The sequence below is a fragment of the Microvirga sp. 2MCAF35 genome, from assembly GCF_052115545.1.
Taxonomy (GTDB): Bacteria; Pseudomonadota; Alphaproteobacteria; order Rhizobiales; family Beijerinckiaceae; genus Microvirga.
This window is the reverse complement of sequence record NZ_JBFRGW010000011.1, coordinates 19,830-34,869: the sequence shown is the minus strand read 5'-3', so window position 1 is coordinate 34,869 and position 15,040 is coordinate 19,830. Positions and strand designations below refer to the sequence as shown.

The window sequence follows — 15,040 nt, the reverse complement described above, 5'->3', positions numbered from 1 at the left end:
CGACGCGCCCCTATCTGTCACAAGGAAAGCTTCTCGTGAAGGTCATCGCCTCTACGCTCCGCAAAGGCAATGTCGTCGATATGGACGGCAAGCTCTATGTGGTTCTCACCGCCCAGAACATCCACCCCGGCAAGGGCACGCCCGTCACCCAACTCGACATGCGCCGCATCTCCGACGGCGTGAAGGTTTCCGAGCGCTATCGCACCACCGAGCAGGTCGAGCGCGCCTTCGTGGAGGACCGCGAGCACACCTTCCTGTACCAGGACGGCGAGGGCTTCCATTTCATGAACCCGGAGACCTACGACCAGGTGGTCGTGCCAGAGGACATCATCGGCGACCAGAAGGCCTATCTCCAGGAAGGCATGGCCGTGATGCTCTCGACCCACAACGGCGTCGCGATCGCCATCGAGCTGCCGGCCCGCGTGACCCTCGAGATCACCGAGACCGAGCCGGTCGTGAAGGGCCAGACGGCTTCCTCGTCCTACAAGCCCGCTATGCTGTCGAATGGCGTGCGCACCCTCGTGCCGCCCCACATCCAGGCTGGCACCCGCGTCGTGATCATGACGGAAGACGGCTCCTACGTGGAACGCGCGAAGGACTAAAGGGACTTATGTCTTTCACGTCATCACCGGCCTTGTGCCGGTGATTCCGATTTGGAGGGGCACGGCGTTTCAGTTCATCGAGATGGCCGGCACAAGGCCGGCCATGACGAAGGCAAATTCCAGTCAGGCCTTGAAGGGCAGGAGGTTTCGGTGGAGTCTCACCGGAGGTCCTGCCCTTAAATTTTGGAGTCGAACGGTTACATGGCGCGCGGTCTTGTGAATCCCATCAATCCCCTCGTCGCGGATGTGGGAAGTCCTCCGATCCCCGAGGCTCAGAGCTGGACCAGGCGCTATGACGGCTCGTTCGGGCCGCTGATCAACCTGTCTCAGGCCGTTCCGGGCAACGCGCCCCATGCGGAGCTGCTGGAGCGGATGGCCGCCGCGGCAGGGTCGGCGGCGGGCTCGCAATATGGGCCCATCAACGGCGATGTGGATCTCCGCCAGGCCTATGCGGACGATCTCTCCCGGCTCTACGAGGGCCGGATCACCTCCGAGGACACGGCGATCACGGCCGGTTGCAACATGGCATTCTTCGCCGCCATGATGCTGCTCGCCCATCGTGGCGAGGGGGTGCTGCTGCCGACGCCCTGGTATTTCAACCATCAGATGACCCTCGAAATGCTCGGCATCGAGCCGCGCCCGCTGCCCTGCCGGCCTGAGAACGGCTTCGTGCCCCGCGTGGAGGATGCGGAGGCGCTGATCAACGACAAGGTCAGGGCCATCGTGCTGGTCACGCCCAACAATCCGACCGGAGCCGTCTATCCCGCTCATGTCATCGAAGCTTTCGCGCAGCTCTGCCGCAGACGCGGCATTTACCTCGTGATCGACGAGACTTACCGGGATTTTCTGCCGCAGGAGATGAACCGCGCGCACGGGCTGTTTACGTCCGAGGAGTGGCGGGGCACGGTGATCCAGCTCTATTCCTTCTCGAAGTCCTACGCGATTCCGGGGCACCGCACCGGAGCCATCACAGCCGACGCCAAACTCGTCGAGCAGATCGCCAAGATTCTCGACTGCATCCAGATCTGTGCCCCGCGAACCGCCCAAGCAGCGCTGCCCTGGGCCATCGATGCCCTGCGCGACTGGCGCGAGGACAACCGGGCGGAGATCAACCGGCGCGCACAGGTTTTTCAGGAGGCTCTGGCGCCTCTTCCGGAATGGAGGATTGAGTCGGTCGGGGCCTATTTCGCCTATCTGCGCCATCCGTTCTCGGAGGCCAAGGCGCAACATGTGGCGGAAAAGCTCGCAACGGAGCGGGGCGTTCTCTGCCTCCCGGGAAGCTATTTCGGACCCGGTCAGGAGGGGCATCTGCGTGTCGCCATCGCCAATGTGGCTGCCGATGTCCTGAGCGGTCTGACGGAGCGCTTTCGCGGTCTGTCGCTCTGACCCTCCCCGTGAGGATGAGGCACAATCTGGGGGGCGTGCCCTTGGCAGGATGCTAGGGCGATGGTTACTCTCTCCTGCAGACAAGGCATCCGGCAGGGATGCTCGGGGATTCGTTTTTGACCGTCAAAGTGGACGTGACAGCAGTACCAGGAGACCGACATGCGGAGCCGTTGCACGGTTCCGCAAACGGCGCTGCCTTGGTTGCGGAGCGCCCCTCGTCATCACGGTCGGATTACAGGCGGCGTTCCTCGAGAAGCTACGCGGCGCTCGATCTCGGTACGAACAACTGTCGCCTTCTCATTGCGGAACCTGCGCATTTCGGCTTTCGTGTCGTCGATGCGTTCTCGCGCATCGTGCGGCTCGGTGAAGGTCTCGGTCTCGGCAATCGCCTGAGCGAAGACGCGATTTCGCGCACCCTCGATGCGCTGCGTGTCTGCCGTGAGAAGATGGCCGCGAAGGATGTGGCCAGAGCGCGGCTCGTGGCAACGGAAGCCTGCCGGCTGGCCGAGAACGGCCCGTCCTTCATTGAGCGCGTGCGCGACGAGCTCGACCTGGAACTCGAGGTTGTCGATCGCAAGACGGAAGCCTACCTCGCCGTCACGGGTTGCGCGTCCCTGGTCGATCCCAAGGCCCATTCGGTCATCGTGTTCGATATCGGTGGCGGCTCGACGGAGATCGCCTGGCTCGACGGTCAGGCGCCGCATGCCTTCGCCGATCCCTGCAAGCGCATCCGCGCATGGGATTCGCTGCCCGTCGGTGTGGTCACGCTGGCCGAGCGCTATGGCGGGATCGACGTCACGCCCAAGACTTTCGAGGGGATGGTCGAGGAGGTGTCCGAGCTTCTGCTCGACTTCGCCCTCGTCGCGGCTCCGGCAGGGAGGGCGCACAACTTCCATCTGCTCGGAACATCGGGAACCGTGACCACGGTCGGGGGCATTCACCTGGGCCTCGCGCGCTACGACCGGCGCCGGGTCGATGGAATGTGGATGCGCCACGGCGAGATCTCGACAGTGATGCAGCGGCTGCTGCATTCGGACTTCACGCAGCGGGCCGAGAACCCCTGCATCGGCAAGGACCGTGCGGATCTGGTTCTCGCGGGCTGCGCCATTTTGGAAGCGATCCGGCGGGCTTTTCCCTCGGAGCGCCTGCGCATCGCGGATCGCGGACTGCGCGAAGGAATTTTGATGAAGATGATGCGAGAGGATTCAGTGTGGCGAGGGGGCCAGCGGTGAGCGCCAAGACAGGTTCCGGGGTCCGCAATCTCAAGCAGCGCGTGAAAACCGCCAACAAGCGGTCCCTCTCGTCCCAGAAGTGGCTGGAGCGTCAGCTCAACGATCCTTATGTGGCCCGTGCGAAGCGCGAGGGCTACCGCTCGCGCGCGGCCTTCAAGCTGATCGAGATCGACGACAAGTATAAGATCCTGAAGCCAGGCCAGCGTATCGTCGATCTCGGCGCCGCGCCCGGCGGCTGGTCTCAGATCGCCGCCAAGAAAGTCGGGCCGAACGGAAAGGTCGTCGGGATCGACCTCCTTCCCATCGACCCGATGGCGGGGGTCGAGTTCATCCAGCTCGATTTCCTGGACGAGAGCGCGCCGGCCAAGCTGATCGAGATGCTCGGCGGCCCAGCCGATGTGGTCATGTCCGACATGGCCGCCAACACGACGGGTCACAAGAAGACCGACCACCTGCGCATCATCGGCCTGGCTGAGGCGGCGATCTATTTCGCCCGCGAAATCCTTGCCCCCGGCGGCGCCTTCGTGGCCAAGGTTTTCCAGGGCGGCACCGAGAACCAGCTGCTTGCCGATCTCAAGCGCGACTTCGCGGTCGTGCGTCACGTCAAGCCGGCGGCAAGCCGGGCCGACTCGGCGGAACTCTATGTGCTGGCCACCGGTTTCCGGGGGCGGGGGGACGAGACGCCGGCCGCCTGACGGGTTCTTGCCCGAAGCCTTCGAGCATAAGGAAACGACCATGGCACCGCATCAGATCGGCATCATCGGCCTCGGCAAGATCGCACAGGACCAGCACCTGCCGGTCATCAAGGCGAATCCGGATTTCGAGCTTCTGGCCGTCGCCAGCCAGCGCGGGTTGCAGCCGGACGAGGCCAAGTACAGTTTCCAGGATTATCGGGACCTCCTGAAGATTCCCGAGGTGGAGGCCGTGTCCATTTGCACGCCGCCTCAGGTGCGCCACCAGATTGCCCGCGATGCGCTCCTGGCGGGAAAGAGCGTGCTTCTGGAAAAGCCGCCTGCCGCCACCTTGAGCGAACTCCAGGATCTCAAGGAGCTCGCCGCCAAGGTGGGCAAGGTCGTCTTCACCAGCTGGCACGCCCAGTACAACAAGGCGGTCGAGGAGGCGAAGAAGGCACTCGCCGGCTGGACGATCAAGCGCCTCCTGGTGACCTGGAAGGAAGATGTCAGGCACTGGCATCCAGGCCAGCAATGGATCTGGCAGGCTGGTGGATTCGGCGTGTTCGATCCGGGGATCAACGCCCTTTCCATCGTCACCCGCATCATGCCCGAGCCTGTCTTCATCAAGGCGTCGAACCTGGAGTTCCCCGCCAACCGTGATGCCCCGATCGCCGCACATCTCACGTTTTCCATGAGCCACGGCCAGGGCGATCTGCAAGCCGTGTTCGACTGGCGCCAGACCGGCCCGCAGACCTGGGACATCGAGGTGGAGACGGAGGCTGGCTTGAGCCTCAAGCTGAGTCACGGCGGCAGCTGCCTGGAGATCGGCGGAAAGCTCATGGTGCAGGAGGAGCCTGCCGAATATCAGGGGATCTATCGCCGTTTCGACGACTTGCTGAACTCCGGCCAATCGGAGGTGGACGACGCCCCATTCCGCCTCGTGGGCGATGCCTTCATGATCGGAAAGCGGGTGCAGGTGGACGCTTTCGAGGATTAATACATCCATCACTCCGGATGAGGTGTAGCGAAATCCGGAATTGGGCCAGAATTAACCTCCCCGTCATCACCGGCCTTGTGCCGGTGATCCCGATTGGAAACGCGCCGCGCTTCACAGGATCGAGATGGCCGGGACAAGCCCGGCCGTGACGAGGAGGGGACTCCTAAGCCAGGTACTTCTTGAGAAACGCTATCGTGCGGCCCCAGGCCAGTTCCGCCGCTTCCTTGTTGTATCGGGCGGCGCCGGTGTCGTTGTTGAAGGCGTGGTTGGCTCCCTCGTAGACGTAGATCTCGTAGGTCTTGCCTGCCTTTTTCAGAGCCGCCTCGTAGGCCGGGATGCCCGCATTGATGCGCTCGTCGAGCCCACCATAGTGCAGCATCATAGCGGCATTGATCTTCGGGACGTCTTCGGGGTTGGGCTGGCCGCCGTAATAGGCCACGCCCGCGTTGAGGTTGGGTTCGTTGACGGCAAGGTTATTGACCGCGCCGCCGCCCCAGCAGAAGCCGATGGCTCCGACCTTGCCGTTGCTGTCCGGGCGCCCCTTCAGGTAGGCCACCGCCGCCTTCCCGTAGGCGGTCACGTCCGGTGTCTTGAGCTGGCCGATCATCTCGCGGCCCTTATCCTCGTCGGCGGGCGTGCCGCCCATGGGGGAGAGACAATCGAGGCCGAGCGCGATGAAGCCCTGCGTCGCCACCCGCCGGGTCACGTCCTTGATATGCGGGTTGAGGCCCCGGTTCTCATGGATGACGATGACGGTCGGCAGCCTGCCCGTGGCATCCCTCGGCTTCACGAGATAGCCCTTGAGACCTGGGACACCTGGAACGTCGACGGTCTCGGCAATAATCCTCGGATCGTTCTCCTGGACGGTCTGGGCCTTGGCATAGTTGCTCTGCAGGACCGTCAGCACGGTCGTCGCTGCGGCGCTGCTGCCGGCCAGCGCGGCGAGTTTGTCGAGAAAGCTCCGGCGGCTCATGCCGCCATGGGTGAAGTCGTCGTAAAGGTCGATGATGCGCTGATCCACGGGCGGCCTCCTAGGCATCGGGCTCATCCGATGCGTTCGTTCCCGACGCGAAGGTAGCGCAGCCTAGCGGCCCGAAATACCGTCCCCGAGGCCGGCAGAGGCCGGTTTGGCCTTCACAATCTTGTGTCCCGACATCTCGGCGCCGGCCGTTGGCGACAGGCCGATGAAAACGAAACCTGCCAGAGCGGACACGGTCGCAACCGCCCAGAAGGCTGGGCCGAAATCGGAGGCTGTGATGGCTGGATTTCCGTCTAGGCCGGCCGCCGTTTCCAGCACGAAAGCCCCGAAGGCCACGCCGATGCTGAGGGAAACCTGCTGCAGGGCGCTCGACAGGCTGGTGGCGTAACTCATCTCCCGGTTGGAGATCTCCGCATAACCGATGGCGTTGAGGCTCGTGAACTGGAGCGACCGGAAGCAGCCGCCGACCAGCAGGATGATCATCATCAGCCAATGGGGGGTCTCGGGCGTGAAGAAGCCGTTGGCGGCCACGAAGGCAGCCCCGATGAAGGCGTTGATCGTGAGGAGGCGGCGGAAACCCGTCCGCTCCAGGATGCGCTTGGCCATGGTCTTCATGAACAGCGCGCCCACGGCCGCGATGAACGTCAGCGAGCCGGAGGCGAGGGGGCTCAAACCGAAGCCCACCTGCAGCATCAGGGGCAGAAGGAACGGTATCGCCCCGATGCCGACGCGGAAGAGGAAACCGCCCACCACGCTGATGCGGAAGGTCGGGATCTTCAGCAGGCTGAGACGCAGGACCGGATAGGGCGTGCGCCGCGCATGGAAGACGTAGAGGACGAGGCAGATCGCGCCGATCACGACGCAGCCGAGTGAGATCTCCTCCGGGATCAGATGCCGCCCGCCCGAGGCGAAGCCGAGCATGAGCAGGGCGAAGCCGAATCCCGAAAGCAGGAAGCCGATGAAATCCAGCGGCGGCGTGTCCTCTTCTTTGATGTTCGGCACGAACATCGTCGCCAGCACGATGCCGAGAATGCCGATGGGGATGTTGATGAAGAAGATCCAGCGCCAATGGAAATATGTGGTGATGAAGCCCCCGAGCGGTGGCCCGATGATCGGCCCGACGAGAGCCGGGATCGTCAGGGTCGCGAGAGCCTGCACCACCTCGGTGCGAGGGACGCTTCGAAGAAGCACGAGGCGGCCCACGGGCACCATCATGGCCCCGCCGGCTCCCTGGACGAACCGGGCGATCACGAACCATTCGAGGGAGTTGGAGGCCGCGCAGGCGAGGGAGCCCGCCATGAACACCCCGATGGCGACCGTGAAGATCGTGCGAGCACCATACTTGTCCGCCATCCAGCCGGAGATCGGGATGAAGATGGCGAGGCTGACCAGATAGGAGGTCAGGGCCAGCTTGAGGGCAATCGGGTCCGTCCCCAGGCTTTGTGCGATCATCGGCAGGGACGTCGAGATCACCGTCGAATCCGTGTTCTCCATGAACAGGGCTGTGGCGATGATCAGCGGGAGAAGACGGGATTGACGCATGACTCGTGGGACTTAGCGCATCGTGCGGAAAAGTGGACCCGGTTTTCCGCAAAGAACGATGCGCGGGTTAAAAAAGAGGCATCGGATCGATCCCAAAAGTGCAAATCCACTTTTGGGATCGATGCCTTAGCGCTCGTTACCTCCCTTGCAAAGAGCGAAAAGGCGCAAGGCAGGTCTTCTGGAGAAGCGACACTCGACCCTTTGCTAATTGACAGGCCCGTGCTACGGACCCGTGCCAACTCGCCAAAGCGTTATTCTCTTAAATCCGCACCCCTGAAGGAGTTGGTTATGGCCTCTGTATTTGCCGATAAGTTCATCGAAGGACTGACCTTCGATGACGTGCTCCTCCGGCCCGGCCGCTCCGAAGTCCTGCCCGGCGACGTCGACGTGGCGACCCGGCTGACACGGACCATCCGCCTCAACATGCCGATCATCGCCTCCGCCATGGACACGGTGACGGAAGCCCGCATGGCCATCGCCATGGCTCAGAACGGCGGCCTGGGTGTGATCCACCGCAATCTCGAGCCGGAGGCCCAGGCCGAGCAGGTCCGCCTCGTGAAGCGCTACGAGTCCGGCATGGTGATGAACCCGATCACCATTCATCCCGACGAGACCCTGGCTGAAGCCCTTGCCATGATGAAGCATCACGGCATTTCTGGCATTCCGGTGGTGGAGCGCGGCCCCGGCGGCACCAAGGGCAAGCTCGTCGGCATCCTGACCAACCGTGACGTGCGCTTCGCCAACAATCCCGGCCAGAAGGTCTCCGAGCTGATGACCAAGGACCGGCTGATCACTGTCCGCGAGGGCGTGAGCCAGGACGAGGCCCGCCGCCTCCTGCACCAGTTCCGCATCGAGAAGCTCCTGGTCGTCGACGATCATTACCGCTGCATCGGCCTGATCACCGTGAAGGACATCGAGAAGCAGGTCGCCTACCCGAACGCCGCCAAGGACGCGCAGGGCCGCCTTCTGGTTGCCGCCGCCACGACGACGGGCGAGCAGGGCTTTGAGCGCGCCGAGCGCCTCATCGATGCGGGTTGCGACGTGGTGGTGGTCGATACCGCCCATGGCCACTCGGTGAAGGTTCTGGACAGCGTCACTCGCGTGAAGAAGCTCTCCAACGCCGTCCAGGTCGTGGCCGGCAATGTGGCGACCCGGGAAGGCGCACAGGCGCTCATCGATGCGGGCGCGGATGCGATCAAGGTCGGCATCGGCCCCGGCTCGATCTGCACCACTCGGATCGTGGCGGGCGTCGGCGTGCCCCAGCTCACGGCCATCATGGAGGCCGTCGAGGCCGCTTCGCAGGCCGACGTCCCGGTGATCGCCGACGGCGGCATCAAGTTCTCGGGCGATCTCGCCAAGGCCCTCGCGGCCGGAGCCTCCTGCGCCATGGTGGGCTCGCTGCTCGCCGGCACGGACGAGACCCCGGGCGAGGTGTTCCTCTACCAGGGCCGCTCCTACAAGTCCTATCGCGGGATGGGCTCGGTCGGTGCCATGGCCCGCGGGTCGGCGGACCGCTACTTCCAAGCGGAGGTGCGCGACACCCTCAAGCTCGTGCCGGAAGGCATCGAGGGGCAGGTGGCCTACAAGGGACCGGTTTCGGCCGTGCTGCACCAGCTCACCGGTGGCCTTCGTGCCTCCATGGGCTATGTGGGCGCCGCGAACCTGCCGGAGTTCCAGGAAAAGGCCAAGTTCATCCGCATCACAAGCGCTGGTCTTCGTGAAAGCCATGTCCATGACGTGACGATCACCCGGGAAAGCCCTAATTACCCGACTCGTAGCTAAGCTTGAGTCGAGTTTTACCCATGAGCATCACCGCCATCCTTCTCCCCGTCTATGTCCAGGTCGCGATGACCATCCTGCTGCTGCTTTGGATGGGCAGTTCGCGACTGGGCAGCCTTCGGGCCGGCGACGTGAAGGTGAAGGATATCGCCTTGGGCGAGCGCAACTGGCCTACGCGCATTCTTCAGGTCCAGAACTCGTACCACAATCAGTTCGAGTTGCCGGTCCTGTTCTACGTGCTGGTGGTGCTGGCGCTGATCACCCGCAAGGCCGATATGCTCTTCGTGGTGATGTCCTGGATGTTCGTGGCAAGCCGCCTCGTCCATGCAGCAATCCACACGACGTCCAACAAGGTGCCCTTGCGCTTTCAGGCCTTCGTGGTCGGGGTGCTGATCCTAGTCGCCATGTGGGTCATCTTCGGCATTCGGGTGCTGGCGGCCGAGACGGGCGTTTAGGAACAGGCGGGATGGGCGCTGTACCCATCCCGCCCATCGCATTAGTACTTCCGGCCGCTCTCGAGCTGGGTCTTGGCATCCATCTGCTTCATCGGGGGCGGAGTGAGGTCGGCAGCCGGGGCCGTTGCGCAGGCAGCGATGGTCAGGGTAAGGCCGACGGCAACGAGGCCGCGGGTCAGTCGGGTCAACATAGAGAGTGGCTCCAAAGAGGAATCGTGCGGAATGCACGCACCCTCACCATCCACTCTCGATGAGGACGGAAAATAGGAAACAATGTGTCGTTTCTACGGCCAAGCTTGAGTGTGCTTTTTCGATGACACCTGCCGCACGCATCTCCGCCGCCATCGAGGTTCTGGCCGATATCGAGGCCCGCCGCCGTCCGGCGACCGACGCCCTGAAGGATTGGGGCCTGTCCCATCGTTTCGCCGGGTCCAAGGATCGAGCCGCCATCGCGAGCCTCGTCTATGACGCCCTGCGCCGGAAGTCCTCTGCCGCCTGGATCATGGGCGAGGCGACGCCTCGCGCGGTCGTGCTCGGCATGCTGAAGCTCCAGCGAAACATGACACCCGATGCCATCGCGGCGCTTTTCTCGGGCGAACGTTTCGCGCCTGCCCCCCTCTTGGCCGACGAGCGGGAGCGTCTGGAGAAGGCCGATCTCAGCGGCGCGCCGGCGCATGTAGCCGGCGACTTCCCGGACTGGATCGAGCCTTCGCTCCAGCACCTCTTCGGGGAAGATCTCGTGCCTGAGATGCAGGCCCTCACCACCCGCGCCCCGCTGGATCTGCGGGTGAATACCCTAAAGGTTTCCTCTCGCGAGGAGGCGCACGATGCCCTGCCGCATTTGGGCGCCGTCGAGACGCCGCTCTCGCCGCTAGGATTGCGCATTGCCCCGAGCGAGGATGGACGCGGTCCGGCCGTGCAATCCGAACCCGAGTTCCTGAAAGGCTGGATCGAGATCCAGGATGAGGGCTCGCAGCTCGTGGCGCTCCTGTCCGGCGTCAAGCCCGGCGAGCAGGTGGTCGATCTCTGCGCCGGCGGCGGCGGCAAGACCCTGGCGCTGGCGGCCATGATGGAGAACCACGGCCAGATCTACGCTACCGACAACGATGCCCGCCGACTGGCACCGATCCACGACCGGTTGGCGCGGGCAGGGGTGCGCAATGTCCAGGTGCGGACCCCGAGGGCGAAGGCCGATGCGGTGACGGATCTCGACGGGAAGATCGATTGCGTTCTGGTGGACGCACCCTGCACGGGCGTCGGCACCTGGCGGCGCAACCCGGATGCGAAGTGGCGCCTGCGCCCTGGCAGCCTGGAGACCCGGCGCAAGGAACAGGACGCGGTCCTCGACCGGGCGGCCCGGCTGGTGAAACCGGGCGGGCGCATCGTCTACATCACCTGCTCGATCCTTCCGGAAGAGAACGACGACGCGCTGTCGGCCTTCATGGAGCGCCACGACGGCTTCAGGCCCATGCCTGTCGGCAAGGCCTTGGAGGCGGCGCAGCTCGGCCATCTGAAAGGTCTTGTCCGTCCGACCGTCCATGGGCTCCAGCTGACCCCGCACAAGACCGGGACCGACGGCTTTTACGCCGCGATCCTGGTGCGAAACCCATGAAAAGCCTCATATTTCGATTGTTGTTCTGACACCGAAGGCCGTAAGAACCCGCCATGACCCAGACCCACGATAAAATCCTCATCGTCGATTTCGGCTCCCAGGTGACCCAGCTCATCGCACGGCGCGTGCGGGAGGATGGCGTCTATTCGGAGGTGGTGCCGTTCCAGAAGGCCGCCGAGGCGATCCGGACCATGAAGCCCAAGGGCGTGATCCTCTCGGGAGGACCGGAATCGGTGACGACGGATGCGTCGCCGCGTGCCCCGCAGGAGCTTTTCGATACGGATCTTCCCGTCTTCGGCATCTGCTACGGCCAGCAGACCATGGCGGCGCAGCTCGGCGGTGAGGTGGAGAGCGGGCACCATTCTGAATTCGGCCGCGCCGAGGTCGAGGTGCTGACGGAGAGCCCGCTGTTCCAGGGCGTCTGGCAGGTCGGCAAGAAATATCCCGTGTGGATGAGCCACGGCGATCGGGTCACCAAGCTGCCGCAGGGCTTCGAGGTGCTGGCGATCTCCGAGAACGCACCCTTCGCGGCGGTGGCTGACGAGGAACGGAAATTCTATGCGGTGCAGTTCCACCCGGAGGTGGTGCACACACCGCAGGGCGCGCAGCTCATCCGCAACTTCGTGCGTGACATCGCCGGCTGCAAGGGCGACTGGACCATGAAGGCCTTCCGCGAGGAGGCTATCGAGCGTATCCGCGCCCAGGTCGGCACCGGTCGGGTGATCTGCGGACTGTCCGGCGGCGTCGATTCCGCCGTGGCGGCCGTGCTGATCCACGAGGCCATCGGCGACCAGCTCACCTGCGTGTTCGTCGATCACGGCCTGCTTCGCGCTGCGGAAGCCGAGCAGGTAGTCACCCTCTTTCGCGACCACTACAATATCCCGCTCGTGCACGTGCAGGCGCAAGATCTGTTCATCGGCGCGCTCGAAGGCGTGTCCGACCCTGAGGTCAAGCGCAAGACCATCGGCAAGCTTTTCATCGACGTGTTCGATGAGGAGGCCAAGAAGATCGGCGGTGCGGACTTCCTGGCTCAAGGCACACTCTATCCCGACGTGATCGAGAGCGTCTCCTTCACGGGCGGACCTTCGGTCACCATCAAGAGCCACCACAATGTGGGCGGCCTGCCCGAGCGCATGAAGATGAAGCTCGTGGAACCCCTGCGTGAGCTGTTCAAGGACGAGGTGAGGGTGCTCGGCCGTGAGCTCGGCCTGCCGGACGCCTTCGTGGGCCGCCACCCGTTCCCGGGCCCGGGCCTCGCCATCCGCGTTCCCGGCGAAATCACGCGCGAAAAACTCGACATCCTGCGCAAGGCCGACGCGATCTACCTCGAGGAGATCCGCAATGCCGGCCTTTACGACGAGATCTGGCAGGCTTTCGCGGTGCTCCTGCCGGTTAAGACTGTCGGCGTCATGGGTGACGCGCGCACCTACGACCACGTCTGTGCGCTCCGCGCCGTGACCTCCATCGACGGCATGACGGCGGATTTCTATCCCTTCGACATGGGTTTCCTCGGGCGTGTCGCGACCCGCATCATCAACGAGGTGAAAGGCATCAACCGCGTCACCTACGACATCACCTCGAAGCCGCCCGGCACTATCGAATGGGAGTAGGGGTAAATATTCCTATCAGACCAGGAATACCTCATAGAAAAGCACAGTATTGAAGTCAAGCCCGCAGAATCGCGGGCTTTTTTCATGTCTAGCCGTCACTGATCTGAAAGTCCCGGCAGCGAGTAAAACCAGGTAAAACGCGAAGGAGGCCGAGTTTTTCTTGGCACTATTGATGGTACGGGATCCTACGCCCTCGCCAAATGTGCTTGATACCAAAGCACCTAAAGTACAGCGGTCATGGTATCGGAAACGCGCAAAGCCTTGCCGAGTAACGGAATAACACTGGTTTTCGCGCGTTTTCAAATCATGGTATCGCGGGTCGATCGGATTTTCCGGAAAATCATGAATAGCGAAGCATCTACAGGTACTTGGGGCGGTTTCCGGGTTCTGACGCCGTTGATGATGTGGCCGCATCATCAATAGCCACTGGTTTCTAAATCGAACCGCAATTTCCGATAGGAACTATCAATCACGCGCACGGCTCGGCAGCGGTACAATTCTCTCCGTCAACAACCCACAAAGGAGAGATCATGAATGGTGCACGCGAATTCGCCCAACTTTTCCAGACCGGCCAGCACGGCCGTTTGTACCTGGTTTCCAGTAGTCACGGACGAGGGAAGACCTTCCACGTCTACGTGCTACCGGAAGGCGTCGAGGCCAAGCCAAACCACAACTGCGCGCCGCTGAACGTTGATGCCGTCGAGGTCTACGGCATCACCGGCGGCCAGCCGGGCTGGACCGAAACGTACGGCTGGCTGCACAAGGGCCGGTGGCAGGATGACTTTGCAAAACTGGTCGCAGAGCGCCGCGCCCAGATCGCGGATAGGGAAGCGAAACAAGAGCGCGATCGTGTGGCTGCTGAAGCGGCAAGGATCGCCCGGCAAAGGGAGCTGCTGGCTAGCTACTAAGGCCCGCACTGGAATGGCAGCGACTACCAGAGTGACTGATTGAGCTGCGGGACCACTGAGTATGACTTGAACGCTAGGCGCGCCTTGCAGAGTGACACGCTGGTCGCTTGGTCGCCCAGCGCATCCTTCAGCTCGTCCCTAGCCAGCGTTGAACGGTGCCCTACGATGACCTCTCGCAAGGCGATCTCGTCGGAGAAGTCCGTGAAGTGGCGATCTTCTTCGTCCGGCTTCTCACCCCTGAGATCGACGTAGACACGCACTTCATTCTCGTATTGCCAGTGAATGTACTTGGTCGAGATGATCTGCTTGAAGTGCTCCCAACGATCATCTCCCGCTTTCCGAAGCAGGGCATCACTCGGCTCGGTCAGCATCGCGCTATATCGTACCGAGTCAAGTCGTTCGTCAGGGATATCGAATCCGAGGCATAGTCCTCGATGCCGGTCAGCATAGTGCGCCCACTGGACTGGGTTCTTCCAGTCTCGGCTGAAGCATAGAATCCCGATGGACTCGTGTAGCCAGTCCTTAACCGCTCTAAATGCTCTACGCACTTCTCTATCAGCGGTCGCAATCTCGAACTCGAAAGGGTCGTTCAGGTCGTGAACGCGAGAGACCTTGAGATGCCGCTTGCGGATGTCATCCAGCCCCCACTTTTGATCTATGAAGTGATAGACGCGCAACTCAGCCTCTCCCGACAATAAGCCCCCTATTGAGTACCTTCTAGCGGCCGGCTAAACCACCTCGGAATCGCGTTTTCGGGCCATGGCACGGTTCATGGTATCGTATCCACAGGCAATCTTTAAGTGCTGGAAAACATGAGCTTTTTCTGGTCGGAAACAATCGAATGGGAGTAAGCGATGCCGGTCACGATCTACGGTATCAAGAATTGCGACACGATGAAGAAGGCGCGTGCCTGGCTTGAGGCCAAGGACGTGCCTTATGCCTTTCACGACTACAAGGTGGCTGGCATCGACCGCCCGGGGCTCGAAGCCTGGGCTCGCCAAGTGGGCTGGGAGACGCTTCTCAACCGGGCGGGAACCACCTTCCGCAAGCTGCCTGACGCGGACAAGGCTGGGCTCGACGAGCCGAAGGCGCTCGCGCTCATGCTCGACCAGCCCTCGATGATCAAGCGTCCCGTGCTCGACTTGGGCGGGCGCATTCTCGTCGGCTTCAAGCCGGAGCTTTATGAAGAGGCGGTTGGGTAAAGGCGTCAGGTTTCGATCGGCCCTTCAATGGGCCGCCAGACGCGGTCGGTCTCGGCAGCCTT

15 protein-coding genes are annotated in these 15,040 nt (G+C 62.9%); 11 read left to right on the top strand and 4 right to left on the bottom strand.

All coding sequences use genetic code 11. The annotated features are described in order from the left end of the window. Positions 1-80 precede the first annotated feature (80 nt). From efp to AB4097_RS07925, 5 genes are all read left to right on the top strand, one after another. Positions 81-602: an elongation factor P gene (gene efp, locus AB4097_RS07945; RefSeq protein WP_245272918.1), complete on the top strand. Its 522-nt coding sequence runs from the start codon at positions 81-83 to the stop codon at positions 600-602. Positions 603-803: 201 nt separating this feature from the next. Beyond that, on the top strand, positions 804-1,988 hold the full coding sequence (locus AB4097_RS07940; protein WP_442038226.1) for an aminotransferase: 1,185 nt from the start codon (positions 804-806) through the stop codon (positions 1,986-1,988). 98 nt (positions 1,989-2,086) lie between these two features. Beyond that, positions 2,087-3,220 (top strand): Ppx/GppA phosphatase family protein, encoded by a 1,134-nt coding sequence (locus AB4097_RS07935; protein WP_442038224.1) that lies wholly within the window; start codon positions 2,087-2,089, stop codon positions 3,218-3,220. Next, positions 3,217-3,915 (top strand): RlmE family RNA methyltransferase, encoded by a 699-nt coding sequence (locus AB4097_RS07930; RefSeq protein WP_442038222.1) that lies wholly within the window; start codon positions 3,217-3,219, stop codon positions 3,913-3,915. The genes AB4097_RS07935 and AB4097_RS07930 overlap by 4 nt, the downstream gene beginning before the upstream one ends. A gap of 40 nt (positions 3,916-3,955) precedes the next feature. Continuing rightward, positions 3,956-4,891, top strand: coding sequence for a Gfo/Idh/MocA family protein (locus tag AB4097_RS07925; protein ID WP_442038220.1), 936 nt, complete (start codon positions 3,956-3,958; stop codon positions 4,889-4,891). Positions 4,892-5,054: 163 nt separating this feature from the next. On the opposite strand, the gene AB4097_RS07920 is transcribed toward AB4097_RS07925, so the two are convergent. Then, complete coding sequence (locus AB4097_RS07920) at positions 5,055-5,930, bottom strand: dienelactone hydrolase family protein (RefSeq protein ID WP_442038218.1); 876 nt, start codon at positions 5,928-5,930, stop codon at positions 5,055-5,057. A gap of 45 nt (positions 5,931-5,975) precedes the next feature. After that, positions 5,976-7,412, bottom strand: a complete 1,437-nt coding sequence (locus tag AB4097_RS07915; RefSeq protein ID WP_442038216.1) for a DHA2 family efflux MFS transporter permease subunit — start codon at positions 7,410-7,412, stop codon at positions 5,976-5,978. Between the two features lie 288 nt (positions 7,413-7,700). Here AB4097_RS07915 and guaB point away from each other — a divergent pair, with 288 nt between their 5' ends. Both guaB and AB4097_RS07905 read left to right on the top strand, forming a co-directional pair. Continuing rightward, the gene (gene guaB / locus AB4097_RS07910) at positions 7,701-9,194 is read left to right on the top strand and encodes an IMP dehydrogenase (RefSeq protein WP_442038214.1); all 1,494 of its coding nucleotides are present in this window, start codon (positions 7,701-7,703) and stop codon (positions 9,192-9,194) included. 20 nt (positions 9,195-9,214) lie between these two features. Then, entirely contained in the window at positions 9,215-9,646 is a 432-nt protein-coding gene (locus AB4097_RS07905) for an MAPEG family protein (RefSeq protein WP_442038212.1), read from the top strand. Positions 9,647-9,687: 41 nt separating this feature from the next. Here AB4097_RS07905 and AB4097_RS07900 read toward each other — a convergent pair whose 3' ends face one another. After that, positions 9,688-9,837, bottom strand: a complete 150-nt coding sequence (locus AB4097_RS07900) for a hypothetical protein (RefSeq protein ID WP_442038210.1) — start codon at positions 9,835-9,837, stop codon at positions 9,688-9,690. A gap of 122 nt (positions 9,838-9,959) precedes the next feature. Between AB4097_RS07900 and AB4097_RS07895 the strand changes: the two genes are divergently transcribed. The 3 genes from AB4097_RS07895 (at position 9,960) to AB4097_RS07885 (ending at position 13,776) form a co-directional block, all read left to right on the top strand. Next, positions 9,960-11,258 (top strand): RsmB/NOP family class I SAM-dependent RNA methyltransferase, encoded by a 1,299-nt coding sequence (locus tag AB4097_RS07895; RefSeq protein WP_442038208.1) that lies wholly within the window; start codon positions 9,960-9,962, stop codon positions 11,256-11,258. 53 nt (positions 11,259-11,311) lie between these two features. Continuing rightward, positions 11,312-12,868 carry a glutamine-hydrolyzing GMP synthase gene (gene guaA / locus AB4097_RS07890; RefSeq protein ID WP_442038206.1) on the top strand — a complete coding sequence of 519 codons (1,557 nt, stop codon included), beginning with the start codon at positions 11,312-11,314 and terminating at the stop codon, positions 12,866-12,868. Positions 12,869-13,398: 530 nt separating this feature from the next. Then, on the top strand, positions 13,399-13,776 hold the full coding sequence (locus AB4097_RS07885; RefSeq protein ID WP_442038204.1) for a hypothetical protein: 378 nt from the start codon (positions 13,399-13,401) through the stop codon (positions 13,774-13,776). 23 nt (positions 13,777-13,799) lie between these two features. Here AB4097_RS07885 and AB4097_RS07880 read toward each other — a convergent pair whose 3' ends face one another. Continuing rightward, entirely contained in the window at positions 13,800-14,453 is a 654-nt protein-coding gene (locus tag AB4097_RS07880) for a DUF2971 domain-containing protein (RefSeq protein WP_442038202.1), read from the bottom strand. A 177-nt stretch (positions 14,454-14,630) separates the two neighbouring features. Here AB4097_RS07880 and AB4097_RS07875 point away from each other — a divergent pair, with 177 nt between their 5' ends. After that, positions 14,631-14,978: an ArsC family reductase gene (locus AB4097_RS07875; RefSeq protein ID WP_442038200.1), complete on the top strand. Its 348-nt coding sequence runs from the start codon at positions 14,631-14,633 to the stop codon at positions 14,976-14,978. The last annotated feature ends 62 nt before the right edge of the window (positions 14,979-15,040 follow it).